Origin of the sequence: Flavobacterium sp. W21_SRS_FM3, from assembly GCF_052113625.1 — a bacterium.
Taxonomy (GTDB): domain Bacteria; phylum Bacteroidota; class Bacteroidia; order Flavobacteriales; family Flavobacteriaceae; genus Flavobacterium.
Genome location: NZ_JBGQOD010000003.1, coordinates 369,838 through 394,532, shown reverse-complemented (window position 1 = coordinate 394,532; position 24,695 = coordinate 369,838). Strand labels below are relative to the sequence as shown.

General features: G+C 33.7%; 12 protein-coding genes and 2 rRNA genes. 5 read left to right on the top strand and 9 right to left on the bottom strand.

The genetic code is table 11. The features are described 5' to 3' along the window. Together ACEN2K_RS07965 and rrf are read left to right on the top strand one after the other, a co-directional pair. Positions 1–2,316 (top strand): 23S ribosomal RNA (locus ACEN2K_RS07965); the annotation flags it as partial. Positions 2,317–2,510: 194 nt separating this feature from the next. After that, a 5S ribosomal RNA gene (gene rrf, locus ACEN2K_RS07960) occupies positions 2,511–2,620 on the top strand. A 653-nt stretch (positions 2,621–3,273) separates the two neighbouring features. Here the strand turns inward: rrf and ACEN2K_RS07955 are convergent. Together ACEN2K_RS07955 and ACEN2K_RS07950 are read right to left on the bottom strand one after the other, a co-directional pair. Continuing rightward, complete coding sequence (locus ACEN2K_RS07955) at positions 3,274–3,675, bottom strand: response regulator (RefSeq protein ID WP_441758799.1); 402 nt, start codon at positions 3,673–3,675, stop codon at positions 3,274–3,276. Between the two features lie 5 nt (positions 3,676–3,680). Then, positions 3,681–5,393 carry a PAS domain-containing sensor histidine kinase gene (locus ACEN2K_RS07950; RefSeq protein ID WP_441758798.1) on the bottom strand — a complete coding sequence of 571 codons (1,713 nt, stop codon included), beginning with the start codon at positions 5,391–5,393 and terminating at the stop codon, positions 3,681–3,683. Between the two features lie 169 nt (positions 5,394–5,562). Between ACEN2K_RS07950 and typA the strand changes: the two genes are divergently transcribed. Beyond that, positions 5,563–7,359: a translational GTPase TypA gene (typA, locus tag ACEN2K_RS07945; RefSeq protein WP_441758797.1), complete on the top strand. Its 1,797-nt coding sequence runs from the start codon at positions 5,563–5,565 to the stop codon at positions 7,357–7,359. Positions 7,360–7,437: 78 nt separating this feature from the next. Here the strand turns inward: typA and ACEN2K_RS07940 are convergent, their stop codons facing one another. From ACEN2K_RS07940 to ACEN2K_RS07915, 6 genes are all read right to left on the bottom strand, one after another. Further along, complete coding sequence (locus tag ACEN2K_RS07940) at positions 7,438–9,879, bottom strand: T9SS type B sorting domain-containing protein (protein ID WP_441758796.1); 2,442 nt, start codon at positions 9,877–9,879, stop codon at positions 7,438–7,440. 22 nt (positions 9,880–9,901) lie between these two features. Further along, positions 9,902–14,380: a T9SS type B sorting domain-containing protein gene (locus ACEN2K_RS07935; protein WP_441758795.1), complete on the bottom strand. Its 4,479-nt coding sequence runs from the start codon at positions 14,378–14,380 to the stop codon at positions 9,902–9,904. Positions 14,381–14,594: 214 nt separating this feature from the next. Beyond that, positions 14,595–15,431, bottom strand: a complete 837-nt coding sequence (locus ACEN2K_RS07930; RefSeq protein ID WP_441758794.1) for an ABC transporter permease — start codon at positions 15,429–15,431, stop codon at positions 14,595–14,597. Between the two features lie 5 nt (positions 15,432–15,436). After that, complete coding sequence (locus ACEN2K_RS07925) at positions 15,437–16,351, bottom strand: ABC transporter ATP-binding protein (RefSeq protein ID WP_441758793.1); 915 nt, start codon at positions 16,349–16,351, stop codon at positions 15,437–15,439. A 78-nt stretch (positions 16,352–16,429) separates the two neighbouring features. Further along, positions 16,430–16,819, bottom strand: a complete 390-nt coding sequence (locus ACEN2K_RS07920) for a response regulator (protein WP_441758792.1) — start codon at positions 16,817–16,819, stop codon at positions 16,430–16,432. Continuing rightward, a complete protein-coding gene (locus ACEN2K_RS07915; protein WP_441758791.1) occupies positions 16,809–18,638 on the bottom strand; it encodes a PAS domain S-box protein in 1,830 nt (609 codons plus the stop codon). Before ACEN2K_RS07915 ends, ACEN2K_RS07920 begins: the two co-directional genes overlap by 11 nt. A 342-nt stretch (positions 18,639–18,980) precedes the next feature. Between ACEN2K_RS07915 and ACEN2K_RS07910 the strand changes: the two genes are divergently transcribed. Beyond that, positions 18,981–20,045, top strand: a complete 1,065-nt coding sequence (locus tag ACEN2K_RS07910) for a hypothetical protein (protein WP_441758790.1) — start codon at positions 18,981–18,983, stop codon at positions 20,043–20,045. Between the two features lie 45 nt (positions 20,046–20,090). Further along, the gene (locus ACEN2K_RS07905; RefSeq protein ID WP_441758805.1) at positions 20,091–20,969 is read left to right on the top strand and encodes a hypothetical protein; all 879 of its coding nucleotides are present in this window, start codon (positions 20,091–20,093) and stop codon (positions 20,967–20,969) included. Here ACEN2K_RS07905 and ACEN2K_RS07900 read toward each other — a convergent pair. Further along, positions 20,952–24,686, bottom strand: coding sequence for a metallophosphoesterase (locus ACEN2K_RS07900; protein ID WP_441758789.1), 3,735 nt, complete (start codon positions 24,684–24,686; stop codon positions 20,952–20,954). The two genes, ACEN2K_RS07905 and ACEN2K_RS07900, sit on opposite strands and share 18 nt — an antisense overlap. Between the last annotated feature and the right edge of the window lie 9 nt (positions 24,687–24,695).

Sequence of the window (24,695 nt, the reverse complement as noted above, 5' to 3'; positions counted from 1 at the left end):
TTCGTGGGGTGACGGCGTGCCTTTTGCATAATGAGCCTACGAGTTAACGTTGCTGGCAAGGATAAGTGGTTAAGCCACGGATCCGTAGCGAAAGCGAGTCTGAATAGGGCGCTTTAGTCAGTAGTGTTAGACGCGAAACCGTGTGATCTACCCATGGACAGGTTGAAGCTTTGTTAACCCAAAGTGGAGGACCGAACCCGTTGACGTTGAAAAGTCTTGGGATGATCTGTGGGTAGGGGTGAAAGGCCAATCAAACTCGGAAATAGCTCGTACTCCCCGAAATGCATTTAGGTGCAGCGTTATGCATAAAGTTATATAGAGGTAGAGCTACTGATTGGATGCGGGGGCTTCACCGCCTACCAATTCCTGACAAACTCCGAATGCTATATAATGTTTCATAACAGTGAGGGCTTGGGTGCTAAGGTCCAAGTCCGAGAGGGAAAGAACCCAGACCATCAGCTAAGGTCCCCAAATATATACTAAGTTGAAAGAACGCGGTTTGTCTGCATAGACAGCTAGGATGTTGGCTTGGAAGCAGCCATTCATTTAAAGAGTGCGTAACAGCTCACTAGTCGAGCGGACGAGCATGGATAATAATCGGGCATAAGTATATTACCGAAGCTATGGATTTAGAGTTTACTCTAAGTGGTAGGGGAGCATTCTAACAGGGTAGAAGGTGTGTCGTAAGGCATGCTGGACTGGTTAGAAAAGAAAATGTAGGCATAAGTAACGATAATGCGGGCGAGAAACCCGCACACCGAAAGACTAAGGTTTCCACAGCTATGCTAATCAGCTGTGGGTTAGTCGGGACCTAAGGCGAACCCGAAAGGGACAGTCGATGGACAACGGGTTAATATTCCCGTACTACTGTTAACTGTGATGGGGTGACGGAGTGATGAAAGTGCCGCGAACTGACGGAATAGTTCGTTGAAGTACCTACCTATAAGACCCGCAGGCAAATCCACGGGTTTTGGGGAAATACGATAGTACTCGGCGTCTTCGGACAAAGAGATAGTGCACCTAAGGGCTTCCAAGAAAAACCTCTAAACTTCAGGTTAATAGTACCCGTACCGCAAACCGACACAGGTAGTCGAGATGAGAATTCTAAGGTGCTCGAGAGATTCATGGCTAAGGAATTAGGCAAAATAGACCCGTAACTTCGGGAGAAGGGTCGCCAGCAGCAATGCTGGCCGCAGTGAAGAGGTCCAGGCGACTGTTTATCAAAAACACAGGGCTCTGCAAAATCGTAAGATGAAGTATAGGGCCTGACACCTGCCCGGTGCTGGAAGGTTAAGAGGAGATGTTATCTTCGGAGAAGCATTGAATTGAAGCCCCAGTAAACGGCGGCCGTAACTATAACGGTCCTAAGGTAGCGAAATTCCTTGTCGGGTAAGTTCCGACCTGCACGAATGGTGTAACGATCTGGACACTGTCTCAGCCATGAGCTCGGTGAAATTGTAGTAGCGGTGAAGATGCCGCTTACCCGCAGTGGGACGAAAAGACCCTGTGCACCTTTACTATAGCTTAGTATTGACCTTGGATAAATGATGTGTAGGATAGGTTGGAGACTGTGAAGTGGCGTCGCTAGGCGTTGTGGAGTCATTGTTGAAATACAACCCTTTGTTTATCTGAGGCCTAACCCCGCTATGCGGGGGACATTGCTTGGTGGGTAGTTTGACTGGGGTGGTCGCCTCCAAAAGAGTAACGGAGGCTTCTAAAGGTTCCCTCAGTACGCTTGGTAACCGTGCGTAGAGTGCAATGGCATAAGGGAGCTTGACTGAGAGACATACAGGTCGATCAGGTACGAAAGTAGAGCATAGTGATCCGGTGGTTCCGCATGGAAGGGCCATCGCTCAAAGGATAAAAGGTACGCCGGGGATAACAGGCTGATCTCCCCCAAGAGCTCATATCGACGGGGGGGTTTGGCACCTCGATGTCGGCTCGTCACATCCTGGGGCTGGAGAAGGTCCCAAGGGTTGGGCTGTTCGCCCATTAAAGTGGCACGCGAGCTGGGTTCAGAACGTCGTGAGACAGTTCGGTCTCTATCTACTGTGGGCGCAAGAAATTTGAGTGGATCTGATTCTAGTACGAGAGGACCGAATTGGACAAACCTCTAGTGTATCTGTTGTCACGCCAGTGGCACCGCAGAGTAGCTACGTTTGGAAGGGATAAGCGCTGAAAGCATATAAGCGCGAAACCCACCACAAGATGAGATTTCTTTTAAGGATCGTGGGAGATGACCACGTTGATAGGCTATAGATGTAAAGGCAGTAATGTCATAGTCGAGTAGTACTAATAATCCGTAAGCTTATGTACACCCTTTCCAGTGCGCCTCGGCGCACTGGGGAAACTTTCTTTATACTGAACTAGTTTCAGTATCTACAATACTTTTTTCTTTATCTCAGTATGTTAAGATATTGCAGCAAAGCTGCGTTTAAAGTTTGAAGTTTAATGTTGCAAGTTGTATAACTTGAAACTATAAAAACCTTAAACTCCTTAAACAATAATCTTAAGGTGGTTATTGCGGCGGGGCTCACCTCTTCCCATCCCGAACAGAGTAGTTAAGCCCGCCTGCGCAGATGGTACTGCAGTTATGTGGGAGAGTATGTCGTCGCCTTTCTTTAATCTGAACTAGTTTCAGATTCTAAAACCCCGGTCTGAAAAGACTGGGGTTCTTTTTTTTACTAGAACCACGAGTTCACGCTCTCGGTTTGCCGACTTTCTTTAATCTGAACTTGTTTTAGATTCTAAAACCCCTATCCAGTCGGATGGGGGTTTTTATTTTATATGCTTTTGATCTTAATCCTATGATCAGGTGTTTAATAGATACCTGAAATATAGGATCGGATATATCCTCAGCTATTTAATATTTAGAATTCCATTAGCTTTGATTATTTAAATTCTAAATCATCTCTCATACTTACTAACAGAATATAAAATATTGCTGATAAAGTTTGTAGTTGAATTGTAAATTATAAAAAGAAGATTATGACAGATGTAGTAAGGGAATAATTAATACGATTACTGTATGTCTTAGAAGGTCTTTGTATAGGAGAATCAATGATCAATTAATCAGTACCAGAGTATATTTAATATAAGTAAGCTTCTGTATATTTAACTCTGTTATAGAAAAAAACAAGGTTTATTATACTATTAAGTGCTATAATAGCTTAAGACAATGATTAACCCTGATGTTATAGTTATTTAAGCCTTATTTATGCACTTCTTTAGTCTTAATTTTATTGACTTACAATTTGTGGAATTTGAAATAATCTAAAGCTTATTTGTTAAGTAATTTAACATGTTTATTGTGATAGGTTTTGATAAAAAATCTATCACCATCGGGTATTTTTTTGCTTTTTCTAAATCTTCAGGATCAATTGTAGATGACAGTACAACCACTTTAATATGATGGAAAGAAAGGTATTCATCGGTGTTGAAGGAGTCTAAAAACTCCCATCCACCCATCACAGGCATGTTTAAGTCTAAAAAGATTAACTCGGGAATCTCATCTTTTTCTACATCTGATTGTATAAATTTGTCAAAAATAAACAGAGCCTCTTCTCCATTTTGGGCAGTCATTATTGTTTTTGAAAAAGAGGTTTTTGCTATAACTTTCTTACATAACATTAATGTTATGGGGTCGTCATCAACGCATAAAATCAGATCTAACATTTAATTTATTTGTTTTTGAATGTTAAAGTAAATGTAGTGCCTTTGTTAACTACGCTATCGATTGAAATTGTTCCACCCATGGCTTCTACTTGTGACTTTACTAGGTATAATCCTAATCCTTTACTGTCGGGGTAATTATGAAATCTTTGATAAAGCCCAAAAATTTTGTCTTTATTGCGATTTAAATCAATACCAATACCATTGTCACTAAAAGATAAGGTTACAATATTATTTATCTGTTCTGCGGATATAGCTATTGTTATTTTTCGGTCATCTGACCTATATTTTATTGAATTGGTTAAAAGATTTAGCAAAATACTTTCCAGATATGATTTATTAATATTGAGCGCAGGCACTTTATCAAAATCAAGTTCTAAAATTGGCTTATGCTCATCAATTTGAAAGGTAATTTGGTTAAATACGTTTTCAAATAGATCTCTTAAAGAAAGGCTTTCTTTTTGGATGGAACGGTTATCTTTAATAATCATTACTTTTGTTAGGTCGTTTACTGTGTCATTTAATAAATGTGTAGATTTATTAAAACCGTCAATAAGTTCACGTAGTTCTTCATCTTCAATTTTGACATCTTCAATTAAATTTAATAAACCCGTAAGATTAGACAGTGGTGCTCTTAAATTATGTGATGTTATGTACGAAAACTGCTTAAGGTCTTTATTATTTTGTGTTAATTCATTAATTAGTTGCTCTTTTTCTTTTTCTTGAATTTTTTCTTCGGAAACGTCTCTTTGTATGGATACCCAATGGGTTAGTTCGTTTTCGGAATTGTATATTGGAATCATTGAAAATCGCAGCCAAAATTCTTCTTTATCTTTTTTGTAGCATATCATTTCTATTAAACTTTCTTCTTTGTTTTTAATAGAGGCAATAATATTTTTGATTCCGGCTATAGATGAATTAGGACCTTTTAAAAAGTCTGGAGATTGTCCTAAAATTTCATCAGGATTATAACCAGTCATATTTGAAAATGCTGGATTGACGTAGACAATTTTAGGAAGCTTATTATCGTTAAAGTCTGCTTCAGTAATAATTATAGAGTCTTTAGTTTGTACAATTACAGTTTCAAGCAATTTTAGTCTTAATTCCTCTTCTTTTTGTTTGGTGATATCCTGAATTGCACCAATCATTCTAATAGCTTTACCTTGGTCATCTTTTAAAAGAAAACCTCTATCAAGAACATATTTATAACTATTATCAGCGCATTTAAAACGGTATTCATCTTGCCAATTTTCTGTTTTCTGTTCGATAAAGGAATAAAGCTTTATAGACATTTTAATACTGTCTTCCGGATGGATGTTTTCAAACCACCATTTTGAACTATCTCCTACAATCTCTTCGTCATAACCAAAAATGCTCCTAATACCTTTGTTCCAAATAAATTTATCCTCTTGTATTTTCCAGTCCCAAATTGTATCACTTGTGGCTTTGGCTACAATGTCATATTTTTCATTTGATTCTTTAATTTCGTCGTTAGTGTTTTTTAATTTTTGAAAAATGGCCTTATTTCGATTATCATTTTTTGATAAAACAAATCTGTAAGTAATTGCGGTCAAAATGATTAGTACAATATCTTTTGAAAAAAGATAAAGTTGGTAATTTTCGCTAAATGAAGGCTTTAGAAAAAGTTTGTGAAAAACTATAGCTGCAAACATGGCAATAAGCAGATAGATCAGGGTTATTTGGTTGGATTTGTTTTTCATTACTCAAATGTAATAAATAATATGAAATATAAAAAACCTACAAAAGTTATTTTAAAGTGTTTTAAATATTAAGTTTTTTAGGTGTAAATCGTTAAGAATATGTAAAGTATTAATGAAATATTTTTTATATCAAAATAAAGTGTACCTTTGCACCCATTAAAAATCACAGATGGAATCAATTAGAAACATTGCAATTATTGCCCACGTCGATCACGGTAAAACAACTTTGGTTGATAAAATTATGTATCACTGTCAGTTATTTCGTGACAACGAAAACACAGGTGATCTAATCCTTGATAACAACGACTTAGAGCGTGAAAGAGGTATTACTATTACTTCTAAGAATGTTTCTGTTCAGTATAAAGGAACAAAAATCAACATTATTGACACTCCTGGTCACGCCGATTTTGGTGGAGAAGTGGAGCGTGTATTAAATATGGCTGATGGAGTTTGTTTACTAGTAGATGCATTTGAAGGGCCTATGCCACAAACGCGTTTTGTATTACAAAAAGCATTAGACCTTGGTTTAAAACCATGTGTTGTTATAAATAAAGTAGATAAAGAAAACTGTACTCCTGAAGAAGTTCATGAAAAAGTTTTTGACTTAATGTTTGAATTAGGTGCTACTGAAGAGCAGTTGGATTTTCCAGCAGTTTACGGTTCAGCTAAGAACAACTGGATGTCTGACCATTGGGAGAATGTAACTGATAATGTTGAAGCATTATTAGACATGGTTATCGAAAATGTACCAGCTCCTAAAGTTTCAGAAGGAACTCCACAAATGTTGATCACTTCTCTTGATTTTTCTGCTTTTACAGGTCGTATTGCTATCGGTCGTCTTGAAAGAGGAGTTTTAAAAGAAGGTATGCCAATCTCTTTAGTAAAAAGAGACGGTACTATCGTAAAATCACGTATTAAAGAATTACATACTTTTGAAGGTTTAGGTCGTAAAAAAGTTCAAGAAGTAATTGCTGGAGATATTTGTGCAATTGTTGGTGTTGAAGGTTTCGAAATTGGTGATACTATCGCTGACTTTGAAAATCCTGAAGGATTAGCTTCTATTGCAATTGATGAACCTACAATGAGTATGTTGTTTACAATTAATGACTCTCCTTTCTTTGGTAAAGAGGGTAAATTTGTAACTTCACGTCATATTAGAGAGCGTTTAACAAAAGAGTTAGAGAAAAACTTAGCAATGAAATTAGGTGAAACTGATTCAGCTGATAAGTTTATGGTTTTTGGTCGTGGTGTACTTCACTTATCTGTTCTTATTGAAACAATGAGAAGAGAAGGGTATGAGTTACAAATTGGTCAACCACAAGTTATTATCAAAGAAATTGATGGTAAAAAATGTGAGCCAATTGAAGAGTTAACAATCGACTTACCAGAAAATCTTTCTGGACGTGCTGTAGAGTTTGTAACTATTCGTAAAGGTGAGATGCTTTCTATGGAAGGTAAAAATGATCGTATGATTATTAAATTCAACATTCCATCTCGTGGAATCATTGGATTACGTAATCAATTGTTAACAGCTACTGCTGGTGAGGCGATTATGTCACACCGTTTTATTGGATATGAGCCTTTCAAAGGAGCAATTCCAGGACGTAACAACGGTTCATTGATCTCTATGGAGAATGGTAAAGCAATTCCTTACTCTATTGATAAATTACAAGATCGTGGTAAATTCTTCGTTGAACCTAACGCTGAAATTTATGAAGGTCAGGTTATTGGTGAAAATTCACGTAGCGATGATATGTGTGTGAATGTAACTAAGGCTAAAAAACAGTCGAACGTACGTTCATCAGGAAATGATGAAAAAGCGAGAATTATTCCTCCAATTATTTTCTCCCTTGAGGAAGCTTTGGAGTACATTCAAAAAGATGAATACGTAGAGGTGACTCCAAAATCGATTCGTTTAAGAAAAATTTATTTGACTGAAACTGATAGAAAAAGATTTAAAATCTAATTCTTATTTAGTATATATATTAAAAGCCATTCTTAGTAATGGCTTTTTTTTATGCATAATCTTTGCGGAATATTTAGCTTATCTTTTTAAACTGAAATGACCTCGTACTTCTCTTTTGTCTTCTAACTTTATAGTAAACCAGTAATCATCTGCTGGTAATAATGTTCCTCTAGAAGTCCCATCCCAGCCTACTTCTAGAGGTTTAATTTGTTTGATTAATTTACCGTAGCGATCAAAAATATAAATTAGAGATTTAGAATTCATTGTTTCACTAACTCCTTTAATATTCCAATAATCATTAAAGCCATCATTATTTGGTGTAAAAAATTTTGGTACGCCCAGTAAAGCTATAGTTTTGGATATTAAACCGCAGTTGTTATCGTCGTTTATATAAATTTCATGAATACCTGCAGGAACATTGTCAAAAAAGTTGGACTCCTGAAAGGGACCATACTGAGAATCCATGCTATATTTGTAATCGCCAGAACCGCTAACATTAATTGTGACTGAATTAATTTCTGAGAGGTCAACTATAGAAATATTTTCTATTGTCGCAATATCAGATGATGTTACCTCAATATTTCTCTTTTTGCTACAGCCCATTAAATTAGTAACTTGAACAGCATAATTTCCAGTCCTATTAACGTTCAAGGTGTAATTTGTTTCTTCCTTTATAACATTATTATCTTTAAACCATATATATGTATATGAACTTGGAGAAGAATTATCTTGAATACCGGCATCTAATTGTATATAATAGTTAGGGGAATTACGACATACCTTCTTATTATCAATTGTGATAATATCGGGTAATTTTAAAACTTCTAATTTTATTTTAGAAATTCCAAAACAATCATTTCCTTGTTCAATACGGGCATACACGTCTTGATGGTAAGGCATTTCGTTAAAATATCGATCTGGATTAATGATTTTATTTTCTTCCAGTAACGCATCAGTTAATGTTGGATAATAAGAAAGTGTTTGGCTTGGCGTTATGGGGATATTAGTATCAGCTAAGTTGAACGCGTGCAAGCCATCTTCTATTCCGTCGTCATCACATACAGGATTTATCACATAATTTTTTTCAGTAATAACATTTACTACTAAATTGATGTTGCTAATACTGTAGCAGCCTGTTGACTTGCTTAAAATACGGGCATAAATGTTTTGAGGATTAGCAATGTTTGTGTACGCTGCATCTAGTTCATTAAGGTTGTTCTGAGCATCAAAATAACTAGTAAAAAATGTTGTAGTTAGATCTGGATTATTATTAATTAATGAAGTGGTAGCTTCATTAAGATTAAATAAACTAAAGTCACTTGCACTTGCTCCTGTACTGCATTGTACTAATGTTATATCTACTTTTGTGGGAGGTTGTACTACATTCAGTGTTATTTCATTTATAGTCGTACAGCCTTCTATATTTGTTGCTTTTATAAATAAATTTTGCTGCTGCGGAATACTATTATAAAATGAATTTTGTATTTCATTAACTGATTTATTAGCATCACTTTCTGAGATGTAATATTTAATAATAAGGCTTGAAATGTCTTGATTTTCAAATATATCAAAACTAACTTTATCAAGATAAAAAGTTGTTTGTCCATTTGAATCATTTCCGTCTGTTGTATCATCACAAGCATAAGAAACTATATTGGATAGTTGTACCGTTTCTTTGGTACTTATTGTAAAATCTGTAACGTTATAACATTGATTTACATTGTTTGTTATTCTTGTATAAATTGTTTGGGGATTAGTTGTGTTTGTAAATGAAGTGGTGTTTGTAATTCTATCTTTATTTGTTAGAGCATCATTTTGGCTAAGATGATAGGTTACACTAACATTGGATTGATTTCCAATCATCATAGCTGTATTTTGCTCTAAATTAAAATTAGTTGATAAATCAATTAGACCGTCATTATCACATTCTTCTAAATTTATAGACGCAGCCGATGGCATATTAAATGTAGGAGGGGGGTTAAAAGTTGCCGTTCCAGTCCACTGTAAGGAAAAGTTGCTAATCCCAATAGGTCGATCAATTACGATATAATAGGATTCTCCTGCGTTTACCTCGAGCCATTTTACAAAACTATTGCCTAATGCTCCGGGGCCTTCTGAAGTATCAGTTTCAACATTATTCATTCCCGTATAATTATTAGGCTGTACAGAAGCTTGAGGATTTGTTGTTGAGCATCTTATTGCTTGTCCCAAGTTTGTACAAGTAGCATTTGGGCCGAATACAAAAAAATCAAAATCTTCATTAATATTGCTACTTTCAGGCACAAGAGTAAAGCCTAGTGTTCCAGAATCTTTGATATAAATTTTCATCCAAATACTGTTGTTTTCTTCGCTACTACATGTATTGGAGTTAAATAGTTCTTGTGCTCCAATTCCAGTTGCTGATAATCCCTCGAAACCAGTATTTCCACAAACAATAATTGCATCTACACAATCATTTTGAGCATTTGCTTTGATTGCTGTAAGGACGAGAATGAGTATTACTGTTTTGATAAATTTCATGATTATTTCTAGATTCCTAAGTTTAGCGTTTTAGACTAAAATGTCCTTTTGCTTCTCTGCCATCTTCTAATTTTACAGTGTACCAATAATCATCTGCAGGTAGAGGAATACCATTAAAAGTACCATCCCAACCAATACTCATGGGGTTAATCTGCTTAATTAATTTACCGTATCTGTCAAATATGTGAATTAATGACTTAGCATTACTTGTGGTATTGACTCCTTTTACATTCCAGTAGTCATTAGATCCATCATTATTAGGTGTGAAAAATTTTGGTACACCTAAAATCGCGATTGTCTTTTGAACGATGCCGCAGCCATTTTTATCATTAATGTATATTTCGTGAATTCCTGCAGCAAGGTTATCAAAAAAGTTGGAATCTTGATAGGGTCCAGAAATAGTATCGATGCCGTATTCATAATTTCCTTGACCGGTAACAATAACTCTTACACTATTAGTGTCTGAAAGGTCAGTGATTTCAATCGTACTTAATTGTGCAATATCAGAGGCAGTAACTTTAACCGTTCTTAATCTACTACAGCCAGAATGATTCATAACTTCCACTGTGTAATCCCCGATAGCATTGACTTGTAAAGTTGAACTGGTACTGCCAGCTAGGAAAACAGCATCTTTAAACCATTTGTAGGTGTAGTCACTCTCTGGAGTGCCATCTTGTATCCCTGAATTTAATGTTACAAAAAAGGAGGAAAGATTGGAACATACTAATTCATCTTCAAGTTTGTCTTCGTTTGTATTGATGTTTGGTTTAGGATTGACCTTTAGAGTTACATTTGGTCCTAATCCATAACAAGAATTATCTAAAGTGCTTTCTACTCTAACCCATATATTTTGTAAAAAAGGGCTTTCTGTATTTCGATAATTTGAGATATTTATAATTTCATTTTGTTCTGCTAAAGCATCGGTGTCGTTAGCATAATATTTAATTTCATATAACGAAGCAGGAGAGGGCAACAAAGCTTGAATATCTTGTGTTACGCTACTAAAATCAAAGGTGGCTATACCATCAGTATCTGTACTAATTAGATCTATAGTATCATCGCAAACATCAAATTTCCTGTTAAAAGTTTGGGGAATTTGCGTACTAGAAACAACCAAATCTAATTGTGAAACAGTATAACATCCATTACTATTTTCTATACGGACCCAAATACTTTTACTTGGGCTAATATAAGCTAAAGGAGTAGTGATTTTTTTTGAAATGTCATTAGATGTAGCAGCAGCTACAGTGTTAAAATAAGTAAAGGTTTCAGTACTGTAATTGGATGATATGCTATTATTCTTTTCTGTTAAGTTGAAACTAGAGGAGCCATCAGCGTCGTCATCGCATTGTATAAGTGTCACGAGCACATTTACGTTTGGTAATGTATTTACTTTTAAAATTGCTTCACTTGATGTTAAACCACAACTATTCCCGTTTTTGTTTAGGAGTACTCTGTAGTGAAAATTATTTTGAGCATTTCTGATTGTTTTAATAGTAAGTGTACTTGTAGTAGTTCCGTTAAAATTTGAGTTATTCAAAAGATTTACCCAAGTAATACCATCAGTAGATTGCTGCCATTGATAACTAGTAATACTGTTTGTGTCTATTGTAAAGTTTACATCTTGTAATTCGCATGCAGTTTGATCTATAGGTTGTTGATTGATAATAATAGGGGATGCTGTTAAGTAGTTACTATTAGGAATAGTGTAGCCGTTGCTACTGCTCGATACTACACCATATTTGTTTACGGTAACAGGACTATTTCCTAGAATGCCATCAGAATTGTCATCAGTGAAACCAGCTTCTATAACATCAAAACAACCGTCATTATCACTATCTAAATCGACATAATTCTTTTTCCCATCGGCATCAAAATCATTAACAGTGTAGTTTAATATTCCCGAATCGGCAAAGCTTTCTAGACTATTTGCAAGTCCATTAATACCAAAACTACTTGCAGTTCCGTCTATAATTCCATCAAAGTTACTGTCTATCGCTGCGCTTCCACTTTCGACAACATCATAAATTCCGTCATTATCACTATCTAAATCTAAGTAATCAGGGGCTCCGCCAATAGAGTTATCAGTATCTGTATCTATTGGTTCAATACCGTTTCCGTAAGCATCACTCAAGCCGTCTTTATTAGCATCAGTAGTAGTGTATTGCACATAATTGCTTCCTTGCCCTTCAATAGTATCAGGTATACCATCATTATCACTGTCTAGGTCCAATTGATCGGGAACTCCATCACCATCACTGTCTTTAGGAACACAAATAGCAAATATTTTGAAAGTGGACTTATTTGGACTAACATCTGATAAGTTTTTATGTGTAATCCTAATGGTATTAGTTAAATAGGTTGCGAATTTAAAATTTCCTGTTCCTGCTGGAAGGGGTGAAGTGCTTTTTAGTCTAAAGCGAATCTCAAAAGAGGAATATTCAGTTACTCCACTTTCGTAAATTCCATCATAATTTGTATCAATCAATAATTGGTCTGTGGGATTCAACACAGTTATGGTTTTATCGATATCAGAATTAATAATATATTCTGCATCTGGATTTAGTAAATCTGATGGGCTTGCAGTTGAAACATATTCGACTCCTATTGTAATGGGTTTGGTGAATGACATTTTGTAAGAAACGTAATTAGCTTTACCAGAAGCTACTTCCGTTATAAAACTCCCATCTGTATTACCAATAAAAGGCGCAGTAGTTGTTGAAGCTGAATTATTAAATGTTCCGTTAAATGAATTGGAATAGTCGCCAATAGACAAAGTACCAGAAGCTGGGTTTGAAAGGTTAATGTTTGCGTTACCAAAAGATTCTGTGCAATTTGTAATGCCATCATTATCATTATCAATATCTAAGTTGTCATGTGCTAAATCATTATCATTATTTGTAGGACAATTGCTTACTGGTATTTTATCAGAAAATATGGGAACTGTAGTAGGACAGTTAGTAATACTTCCTTTAACTTGGTAGAATCCGGGAGTAGTTGGGCGATAAGAATTGGTTGTTGCACCAGGAATAATGGTATCGTCTAGATACCATTGGAAAGAGTCATAAGAGGATAAGGTATTAATTTTTAAAATTACGTTAGGGATACAGGCAGAATTAGAGACAGTGATTTTATCTGTGACAATTTCTGGTTTGGTATCAAATCCAGAATAATAACCACCATAGGTAGCAGCACCGTTAGTCCCATAATAAGATACGTAAACTTGTCTCGTTGATTTTACTGATATATCTCCAATAAGATTATTGACAGAATATCTGACGAAATTGGGGTTTCCAGTTATCGCTACTGGTAAAGAGTTTATAGCTGAATTGTTAATTAAAACAGTGGCGCCAGTTTCCGTTACGATGTTCAAACCTCCGCTATAGAAAACACTACCAATTGATTCAATTGAAGGAATATTATCAACAACATTAGGTGTAGAACAGTTTATAGGGGGAACAAAAAATAAGTTTTGATTTGCAGGAGAATTAGATCCAGATGTACTTTGGTAAGCAAAAACTTTTTCGGATGTTTTAACATACAGATTTCCATTGTCAAAGCTATTGCCGTCAATGTCGATATAGTCACCAGCATTTACCAGAGTTGCAAATGCGGTGGAACTTCCATTTAGATAAACTAGTGTATTAGGAAGATGTGCAATTAATAAAACACGCTCTAATTCGGGGCTGACTGATGCTATATTTCCTTTTACAAATAGGTACTCTGTGCCCGTTTTTTCATAGGGTACAATCTGGTCAAAACCTAAATCTCTTCCTGAAGGATTTCCTTGTCCATTGAGTGCTGTGCTGTTACTCCCACAAAAGGAACCAGAATTAACTACAACGGGCTTATCTGAAACCACTAAAGCACCTATCATTTTAGAACTGTTTGATATTATGGCGTTATCAATGTTTTCTAAAGCTAAAACATAACTTTCATTTTTATTTAATACGACATTTATTGGGCCGTTTGTTACTGTTCCGTCAGATAATATGGTACCAGCAGGTATATTTGAGATAGTCACATTTGTACCATTTTCTGTAGCTAAAATAGATGCAAAATTGAGTATTGTGGTGTCATAATTTGGGTTTAGCATCGCTCCAAGTCTAAATTCTTTCCCTAATGCACTGTTACCTTTAGACACTAGGCCTCCAGCATGATTATAAGATCCGTTTGGGTTTCTACTAGCATTTACCCGTACACTAACATATATTAAATCTTCCGCTTCAATGATGTAGCCTTTATTACTTATTTTTCCAATGAGTGTTTTTGGAGTTATCAGTTGCGTAGTATTTCCACTACCAATAGGATAAGTAGAAGGACTGTTTTTACTTACCGATCCAGTTATAATGTTTCCCCCATTTTCAATTATTTTAAAATTAACATTATTACTATTAGGAGTAGATATGTATAAATATTGATCTTCAACTAAATTATTTTGAACAGCTATAGGAGGTATATAATGTGTCTTACTAAACTGTGCTAAACAATTAATAGACATAAATATAAAAAATAAAAGTATAGTTTTTTTCATCGGTTAAATATAAAAAAACTTATCATGTTTTTAACAAAAAAACAACTTTTATGATTTATTCGTTTAAATAAATAAGCTATAAATTGACATAGCTAGAGATGATTCAAAATCAAAGTGATATTGTATTCAATTAGGGAAATTTTTACATGCTTAAACTAATTAACAACGATTTTGTTGTTTATTATAAATCCCTGTTTTTTAATAATTTATAAGAAAAAAACAGGAATAATAGAGACCAAATTAATACAATGATAATGGCTCCAAGATGTACTCCATAATCTTTGCTATTTTCTACTCCAATTTGTGTTCCAATACTTTTGATAACAGATAATCGAGTGAAAGGCTCTACAATTAAATTTGACATAGATTCTAGCGGAAAAAACTGTGTAATTGAGTCGGCTGTTTTAGAATCAGGAAAGATTTTAAATACTAAAATTCCTTTTGCTATACCTTCGACAATATTCCACACTAATAAAAAGCCAAGTGCAAAAGCTGATCTTTTTACTAATATTCCTAAGAATAAACAGAAAGAGAAGAAACCTATTAACTTCACAAAGAAAGCTAAAAGATACTCTAAATCAGAGAATATAATGCCTATTTCAGTATAAGACGAAAAGCTCAGTCCTAATAGAATGGTCATGACAAAGACAAATATGGTGGAGCAAAACGCAAAAAGAAGTACTGTTAGAAATTTAGACAGAATAAATTCTTTTTTACTCATGCCATCAATTAAATTCTGTTTTAGAGTTCCATAACTGTATTCATTTGCCATCATGGAAACTATAACAATGGCTAAAAAGAATTTTAACCAAGCGGCAACATAAGTGTTAAAATGCCAAATGAAAGGAAAGTTAAATATACCCATCTCCGCTAGGTGTAATTTAAATATTCCAATATCAAATTTGATAGAGGCAATTAAGGCAATAAAAGATAGTAGAATGAAATAGGTTAATGTTAAAACGCGACTAGCTTTATTCAACCATATTTTTTGTAGTTCTATAAATAATAATCTTTTCATGTGTATTAGTTTAAGGATGGTGTATTACTATTATTAGTTAACTCTAAAAACTGTTCTTCTAAACTATTTTTTCGTTTAACCAAATGGCTTAAACTAATATTATGTTCAAATAAATATTCATTCAGTACAGCAGCTTCTAATTCTAATTTTAAATACACTAGTACTTTCTCTTCTTCTTTAACGACTTTGTCTACCGCTGGATGTTTTTTTAATGTATCGGCTAAGAGTTCGTTGTTATCAGCTTGTAACTCAAAATAACCTTCATTTGCTGACATGCCATCAACCGTACCAGAGTACAGTACAGTTCCTTTTCTTAACACTAAAACGTGAGAACAAACTTTCTCTACCTCGTCAAGTAAATGAGAAGCTAATAAAATTGTTGTGCCTTGAGAAGCAATTTTTCTAATGATATCTCTAATTTGATGAATCCCTTGTGGATCTAATCCATTTGTAGGTTCATCTAAGATAAGTATTTCTGGATCATTAAGTAGGGCAGAAGCAATGGCTAAACGTTGTTTCATACCTAAAGAAAAAGTACTAAACTTACTGTCCTTTCGATCAACTAAACCAACCAGCTCTAACTTTTCTTGAATTTTATCTAATGGAATGTTTTTAATTTTACAAACTAGCTTTAGATTCTGCTGAGCAGTCATGTAAGGATAAAAATTAGGTCTTTCAATAATAGCTCCTACCTTTTTTAACGCTTCATGGGTTTCCATTTTACCATCAAACCACAAATAGTCACCCGAAGTTTTATTGACTACATTAAGAACAATACCTAAAGTTGTTGATTTTCCGCTTCCATTTGGACCAAGAATACCATAAACATTTCCTTTTTTTATTTCGAATGAAACGTCTTTTAGCGCTTGGACTCCGCCGTAACGTTTGTGTAAATTAGTAATAGTAAGTATGGTTTCCAATATGATCGTGTTTAGTTTGTTGATAAGACGAACAAGATATGAAATTGTTACTATTTATAAAGAATTAGTTTTTTTTCTCTATATTGATTTTGTAGCTTCTTCTAATTTTTTAGCAGTAATAGGTTTCATTAAATAATTTTTGACCACCTTATATTTTTTTGTCATTTCAATATCTGCAGGATCTATTGAAGAGGTAACAATGAAAATAGCAATTTCTTTTTGAATTGGAAGAAGCATAAATTCATCTAAAAATTGCCAACCATCCAATACAGGCATATTCAGGTCTAGTAAAATAACATCAGGCAGTTTTGAAGCGTCAGCAGCATTATTTTTTAAATCTTGTAAAGCTGTCTGTGGATTAAAGAAGGAAATGATTTCTTTACAAAATTCATTTTTTAAAATTAGCATGCTCATTAATTTTATTGATAATTTATCATCATCAATAATATATGTTATTTTATTTTTCATTGAGATATATTTTAAAAACAGAACCAACTGCTTCTTCGCTTTCAACTTCTATTTTCCCCTTCATTGCCTCTAACTGATTTTTTGTGATAAAAAGACCAATTCCTCTTGCATCTTCATTTCCATGAAAAGTCTTGTACATTCCAAATATTTTATGCTTGTTTTTATTTAGGTTTATACCTAAGCCATTGTCTCTAAAAGTGATTACCGTGTAATTTTCGAGAATTTCGTATCCAATTTCCAATTTGGCTTCTCGCTCAAGGGATTTGTATTTAATGGCATTAGTAAATAAATTTAGTAAAATGCTATCTAGGTAAGCGGGAATGACGTTGACTGTCATTTTATCGGGAATAGTATGGGTAATCGTAATGCCGCTTTCTATAATGGATAAACTAAGCGCTTTTTTTGTTTTTTCGATTTCGTCTTTCAGGAAAATCGCTTTCTTTTCAATATTAGTATTTTTCTGAATAGTAATAATTTCGTTCAAATATTCAATGGTTTCCGACAGCTTTTCTGTTCCTTCTTTAAAATAATCTACGTAAGCCATTTTCTCATCGACATCATCAGTACTGTCCATGACATCCAGAATCATTGATAAATTACTAGTGTGTGAACGGATGTTGTGCGAAACAATATGGGCAAAATTAAATAACTTATTATTTTGCTGGCTAGTAACTTCCAGTAAACGCTTAAGTTCTAATTCTCGTTCTTTTCTATGGGTAACATCTCTACCCACGCCTACAAATTTGATACACTTACCTTGTCTATCAAATATTGGAGTAATATTCAACTCAAACCAGTATTTGTTTTTTTGTTTGTTATAATTGAGCAAACTAACTTTAATGTTTTCCTTGTTTTTTATAGCTTGCCTTATCTTATTTGTGCTTTCAGGATCTGTTTTGGGTCCAGCGACCAAGTGCCCAGGTTTTTTACCACGCAATTCATTAAGAGTAAAACCAGTTAATTTTAGAAATGATTTATTTGCCCATACAGCATCACCTTTCTCATTAGTAATCACGATTGCATCAGTAGTCTCAGAAGCTACTAACGATAGCATGCTCAAGTTTTCATCGGCATTTTTTCGTTCGCTGATATCTCTAAAAAAACACACTAAATAACTTTTAGAGTCTACACTGAATTTCTTTCCAGAAGCAACTTCAACAGGTATTGTAGAATTAGTTTTTGTTTTCAGATAAGTTTCATTAATCGAGTACTCATCTTTTTTTAATTGATTGGATAGAAAAAAACGGACTTCTTTTCTTCTTTCGTCAGGAAATAAATTTAAATTATGTAAACCTATAAGTTCTGATCTATTGTAACCTGTAAGTTCATAAAAACGGGTATTACAATCAGTGATTATACCAGTAGAAAAATCTATAATTATAATGGCATCGTTAGCACTTGAAAAAACCGAAGAGAATTTTTCAACACTAATTTCTAATTCATTGATTAAATTTTGCTCTTTTGTAATGTCTTGAAAAGTTCCTAATAATCGGGTGGGTACATTATCTAATGACTCTACTTTACAAACACATTCGACGTACTTTATAGTATTGTTAGCCGTGGTAATTTGAAATTTATCATTAAACGAAACTCCTTCATTGATTGCTCTTTCAATAAATGCTTTTATTTTATCTCTATTTTCTCCTTCAGAATAAAAGTTGATTCCACTTCCTTGAACAGGTACAAAGTCTTCAGGAACTTCGAGAATTTGTTTGATTACAGTATCCCAATAAATAAAATTATTTTCTAAATTAACTTCCCAAATCCCAATTTTTGCAGATTCAGCAGCTTTAAAATAAATTTCATGCTTATAACTCATAGTTAGTGGAAGGTTGGTATTATGTTTTGGACACTTCCAAATTTAAAATAATTATGTTCCTAATTGCCTTTTTTTGTCAATAAAATACTATTTTTTTAAGGGAGTTTTATTTTATTTGGTATAATTACCTGCTAATCAATTTTTTGAAGATGTTTGTTGTTTAGTTTCGAATGATAAAAAATTTAAAAGAAATCTATAAACTCAATTAGTCAAATTGGCATAAAACTAGTAGTTAGATTATAACTTTATAAGCTTATTTCATAACCTTAATTAATGCAACTACTTGTAATTTTGTTACCATTACGCTTTTAATTAATGTAAATTTGCAATAAAAGACCCTAAATGAGCGACGCAACAATACAATTTAAAAAACCTAGCTATCCAATTAATAAATCTCTTTTTGATTATTTGGAGCGTTTTGATCGTATTTCAAAAGTTTCTATTTGCTATGATGATTTACTGCGTTTCTCAGGAGCAATTAATGTTTATGATAAACAAGATCAGGACACCTTATGGGCAAGGGTTTTTTACAATGAATATGAACGAAATGAAATAGATCTGAACTTAAAGAAAATCTATTCTCTACTGCATTCTGATGGAAACTCAGATATTATCAAATTTTTAAATGTTGATGCTATCGACTATTGCACTTTTGGAAATTCTAAACCTTTTAGAATAAAGGTGCGAAATATTCTTAATGATAATTATGTTCATTTTTACATTAAAAAAGCAGATGCTTCTCGAATATATGGTTTAGAATTAGAGCATATTTTATCTCCTGACAAAATCAATTTCTTGGTTTTTGATGATACTCTAATTGAAGAACACATCATCGGTATTCCTGGTGATGTTTTTATGGAAACCCACTTAAAAAGTTGTACAGAAACTGAGAAAGCACAAATTGCAAAAGAATTTGTTAAGTTTAATGAACGCTGTATGATTAGGCTTCTAGGGGATATGAGAGCCTATAATTATGTGATAGTTCCTATTCATGATTTTGATCAAGTAGTATATAAAATACGTCCCATTGATTTTGATCAGCAGTGCTACGAAGGTAATTTTAAAGTGTACAGACCACAATTCTTCAAAGAGAATTATCCGATGGTCAAATTAGTCAAAGAAAAACTTCAAGAAAGTTCAATTGAGCAATATAAAAATGAAGAACGATCAGCTTTGGCTAAAAGGATTCTGTCTGCTGAAACTCGTATTAAGCGTATTTTGAAAATTATGGGTCAAGATAACATTGCTCCTGAGGAACATATTGAGCAACTGAAAATGGACTTGTACCGTTATACTAATGACCTGAATTTTAAAAATGCAAAGAGAATGGGTAATGTACTAAGTGCTGCTTTTCGATTTGTAACTAGAAACTTTAAAAATGCTAATTTATTTAAACCAGGGTTTTAATACTCTTTTACTTTAATTACCACTATTATGAACTCATTTATCTTTATGAAAAATTACTTTTCCATTATATTAGTTTCTTTAGTAACCTTAGCCTGTCAACAAGATAGTGGAGCTTTGACCAACATATATTCCCTTCCAAAAAAACTTAAAGAAGTTTCTGGTATTAGCTACGCAAATGAAACAAATTTGCTCTGGACACTTGAAGACAGCGGAAATGCTAATAAAATATACGGACTTACTCCTGATGGTAAAATTAAATATGAGGTTAAGATTTCAGGGGCTACTAACGAGGATTGGGAAGATATTACAAAAGACCAGCAGGGTAACCTTTATATTGGAGACTTTGGTAATAATAATAATGATCGAAAAGATCTGTGCATTTATAAAATTAATAAAGAGTCTTTGTTCTCTGAAGATGCAACACCAGCTTATAAAGTTTCTTTTTCATATCCTGAACAACAATCATTTCCTCCAAAGAAGAAAGAAATGTTTTATGACGTAGAAGGATTCTTTGAGTTCAAAAACAATTTTTATCTTTTTACAAAGAATAGAAGTAAAGGATTTGATGGTACCACTTTTTTATATAAAATTCCTAATAAGCAAGGGACACATAAGGCAGAAAAGTTAGCCGAATTTAAAACCTGTGACAACTTTACTACCTGCGCCATTACAAGTGCAGCCATAAGTCCAGATGAAACAAAGGTGGTGTTACTTTGTCATGATAAAATATGGCTGTTTGATAACTTTAAAAATGATTCTTTCCTGTCAGGCAATGTAAAGGAGTTAGATTTAGGACACAACTCTCAAAAAGAGGCCGTTTGTTTTAAGGATAACTCCAGTTTATTCATTGCTGATGAAAAAACTAAAAATATAGGAGGCAATGTCTATACAGTAAAAATTAGTGATTTAAAATCCAAACCCTAATCCAAATGCAATTCTAGGTCTATCATCTTGACTTTTGAAATAGGTTAATCTTGCTGTCACGACATTTAATCCATTTAGCCACAAACCACCACCAAAAGATTGGTGCCATTTATCAGAATTCTCACCAGTTGTCCATACTCTTCCATAGTCAAATCCACCTAGGATTCCATAAGACATCGGTATGATACTTCTTTTTATTTTTCCTAAATTCCAACGTAAATCAGTACTTTGGTAAAAGGATTGACGGCCTAAAAATCGTTCGTTACGGAAACCCCTTAAATCATAGTCCCCACCTAATGTTGCCCCTTGATAAAATTCATAATTATCATTTAGTATGACTTTTGATTTTAACATCGTGGCTAAAACAAGTTTGCCATTTGAATCAATTCTATGATTAATATTTAAATGACTCTCTATAGTAGGGAAGTTTCTTTTGCCATCACGTAGATTTGTTGTCCAGCTACCAGCAAGTGAAAATCCGAGTCCCATGGTAGGTAAAGATACAACATCGTAGTTCTCAAAACTGTATTTTAAAGTAGCACCACCAAAATGCTGTCCATCAAATACGGTTTGATTAACTACGGTAGGTAAATTAATATATCTATCAGTTGTTTCTTCAACTTTTATTCTTTCAAATGAAGTTTGAAAATTAATTTCACTTCCATATCGACCAAATTTCATGATAGACGGGGCAAATTTTAAAATTCTAATTTTTACTCTATTGTAATCTAAACCATATTGTTGATCCTCATTTACAGTTTCGTTACCCGCTCCAAAATAATTTATAGAAAAATTAGGACTTGTAAGTCGGGCTTCTACATTAAAGTCCCAATCCTTAAATAACTTAGGGAGATGACCGTTGTAAATTAAATCATAACCGTTTGTTGCAAAGTAATAATTTGCTTTTAGCGTATGTTTTTGTGTATAGGGATTTTGTTTGAACCCATTGACAAGGTACTTAGTGAGCAGTACTAACTTGAGTCCGTCATCTGGATTGTAGCCTATCACTGGAAATTTAGAAAAAGAATTGAACTTAGGTTTTGTATAATCATATTGATTGATACTGTAATCATCCGTTAAAACAGTTTTTGTCTTATTATCTAAATCGTAATTATTATCTTTTGACTTAAAGTCATAAATAGTCAGTCTTTTACCATTTTCTATTTTATACTGGTCTTTATCTAAACCTCCTATTAATTTGATCTTAGTACTTGTCTTCGCATTTCCTTTTATTTCGAATTGATCTTTGTCATCTAAGCCATAAACCCAAATGTTCTTTGTGCTAGAAGCAGAGTAATTCTTAGAATACATCAGTTCATCACCTTCCTTTTTTAAACGGTATGCATCTACTTTTATATTATTTTTTTTATTGTGATCGATTACAAATTTATCATCTTTGTTTGTTCCTACAATCAATACTGTTTTCTGTAAGGCTTGAAAATAGATGGCAGTATATTTTTGAAGGTCATTTTTTCGCAATTTTAATTTGCGTTTAATGTCTTCAATAGTCGCATCTTGAACTTCTACCGGAAGATTTTTAAAAGCGGCATCAATTTCAGCATCTGAGAGCTGATTTTGAATGTATTTAGCTTGTTTAATCCAGTCTTCTTTGTCAGCCGTTTTTAGAAAAGCCAGATCAAGTGGATAAGGTTCTCTGTTTAACCATTTCACTTTTTTAATATGATCTTTAAATGTTTGCATGTGCTTTAGCTCTGATTTGGTCATCAAAACAGAAAGTAGCGCACCATCATATTTAGTAAAGGCTTGATCACGATCTCTAGGTATCGGTTTGTAGACTACTTTATCTTTTACTTTATATTCGCCCCATCGCCACTGGTCATAGTGTCTGTCCCAGTCACCAATTAGCATATCAAATAATCGGGCCTTTATATACTCTTTTTCGTCTACTGAATATTTTTCATCCTTATGAAGTTTTTCTAATAAGTCCTCAGTGCTTATAATGTCTTCAGGTTTTCCAAAACTTTTGAGATCTTTTTGTGTTTCGTCTGTGCGTTCTTCAAACATGTACAACTCGTCCCCAAATTCTTCGTTGTATTCTTGTAAAGCCTTATGTTTCGGTACGTAATATAATTTTGGATTAGTATGAGCGACACCAATTTTAGATGCTAAATTACTAATAGCAAAAGGCGTATAGGGATGTGCCGTAGTATAGAAATCATAAAGAAATCCTTCTGCATAAGTGTTTTTAAATTCATTAACAACATATTGATCTTTAAAAGCCACTGACTGTACAAAGCTTGATACACTTTTTTTCATTGCACGCAGCACAAACTCTTTACCATCTTTATTTACCAGTTGCAAAGATCTTGTTTGATGTCCACCTCCCGCTCTTTTAGGGACCATTCCGCCCATTAAAGTGTCAATAGTTGCTGTTTTAACTTCAACAGGCATGCTGTAATATTTTCTATAATGTTTACCAAAAAATAAGCGGTAGAACCAACTTTTATCCGTCATTTCCTTAGTATATATTGAAGTTGTTGTTTTAGCTGGGAAATTAGTTGGGAACTTTTCTAGCTTTTTATCTTCAACTTTAATAACTGTTTTTTCAAACAAAAGTTTGTCTTGTTTGTCCTGATTTGCAAAATAAGAAACTTTAACATCTCCTTTTTTATACACTTTCATTATCGCATAACCATTACCGCTATACGAAAAGTCATAAGGGAAAACGGCTCTTGCAACTTCTGATTTAGAACCAGATCCACTTATAATTTGCTTGATATTGTCTTTGTCTATGTACTGTAAATTATGTTCATGACCAGAAACCACAATCACATTATCTTGGCCTTGCAATATGGTTTTAATACGCTTAGCTAATAAGGTGTACTGTTTATTCTGAATGTCTTGTGGACTAAAACCTGATGTTTTTCGAACAAGGTTAATTAATGAACCAATTATAGGTAAAGGGATTTTTTGCTGAAAAGGGAATAATTGTTTTTTTAACGAAAACTGATTACCATGTGTCCCATTGCTGATGAGGGGATGATGGATAGCTAAAATTATCGTCTTATCTTCATTTTTACTCAAGGTACTTTCTAACTCTTCAAAAAATGCTTCTCTATTCTTGATATCACAATTTTCATTTATTGTGGGAACATTGTCCCAGTCTAATAAAAACCATTGACTATCAATGGTAATCAACATCACTTTATCATTAATATCGTGTTCCTCTATAGGACACCCATTGCGAGGAGAAAATGAGTTTTTGTCTTTTAAGTAATCGGTAACGTATTTTTCTTGCCTTTCTAAACCTTTAATTCCGCTATACCAATCATGATTGCCAGGAATAAACATCGTGTTTCCTTTAAAACCTTGTGAAAGTTTTAACTGATTTAGTAGTTTATTTTCTGCGGACTTATATCCTTTTTTGTTTTCTTTGTCAGGCATTCCGACAGGATAGATATTATCACCGAGAAATAATAGTGTGGCATTTTTATCTGATTTGATTAAATTGTCCTGTAGGTTATTTAAAGTGATTTTTGTAGCCAATTCGTCTGCATAACCGGCATCACCAATAAGGTAAAAGGTGTGTGAAACTTTAGAGGTGTCAATATCATTTGCAGATTTTGGTGCCTCAATTTTACTACCATATTGTGCGTGATAAGTGGCACAGCTTTGTAGGAATAATAGAGGTAATAAAACAGGACTATATTTAAATATATTTTTTTTTATACAAGAGTAATCAAAAAACAATTTCATAATTTAGAG

What these genes read in the sequence shown, in the direction of transcription:
- typA (WP_441758797.1), top strand. Translation starts at nt 5,563, where the DNA reads ATGGAATCAATTAGAAACATTGCAATTATTGCCCACGTCGATCACGGT.
- ACEN2K_RS07910 (WP_441758790.1), top strand. Translation starts at nt 18,981, where the DNA reads ATGAGCGACGCAACAATACAATTTAAAAAACCTAGCTATCCAATTAAT.
- ACEN2K_RS07935 (WP_441758795.1), bottom strand. Translation starts at nt 14,380, where the DNA reads ATGTCTATTAATTGTTTAGCACAGTTTAGTAAGACACATTATATACCT.
- ACEN2K_RS07920 (WP_441758792.1), bottom strand. Translation starts at nt 16,819, where the DNA reads ATGAAAAATAAAATAACATATATTATTGATGATGATAAATTATCAATA.
- ACEN2K_RS07940 (WP_441758796.1), bottom strand. Translation starts at nt 9,879, where the DNA reads ATGAAATTTATCAAAACAGTAATACTCATTCTCGTCCTTACAGCAATC.
- ACEN2K_RS07915 (WP_441758791.1), bottom strand. Translation starts at nt 18,638, where the DNA reads ATGAGTTATAAGCATGAAATTTATTTTAAAGCTGCTGAATCTGCAAAA.
- ACEN2K_RS07955 (WP_441758799.1), bottom strand. Translation starts at nt 3,675, where the DNA reads ATGTTAGATCTGATTTTATGCGTTGATGACGACCCCATAACATTAATG.
- ACEN2K_RS07900 (WP_441758789.1), bottom strand. Translation starts at nt 24,686, where the DNA reads ATGAAATTGTTTTTTGATTACTCTTGTATAAAAAAAAATATATTTAAA.
- ACEN2K_RS07905 (WP_441758805.1), top strand. Translation starts at nt 20,091, where the DNA reads ATGAAAAATTACTTTTCCATTATATTAGTTTCTTTAGTAACCTTAGCC.
- ACEN2K_RS07930 (WP_441758794.1), bottom strand. Translation starts at nt 15,431, where the DNA reads ATGAAAAGATTATTATTTATAGAACTACAAAAAATATGGTTGAATAAA.
- ACEN2K_RS07950 (WP_441758798.1), bottom strand. Translation starts at nt 5,393, where the DNA reads ATGAAAAACAAATCCAACCAAATAACCCTGATCTATCTGCTTATTGCC.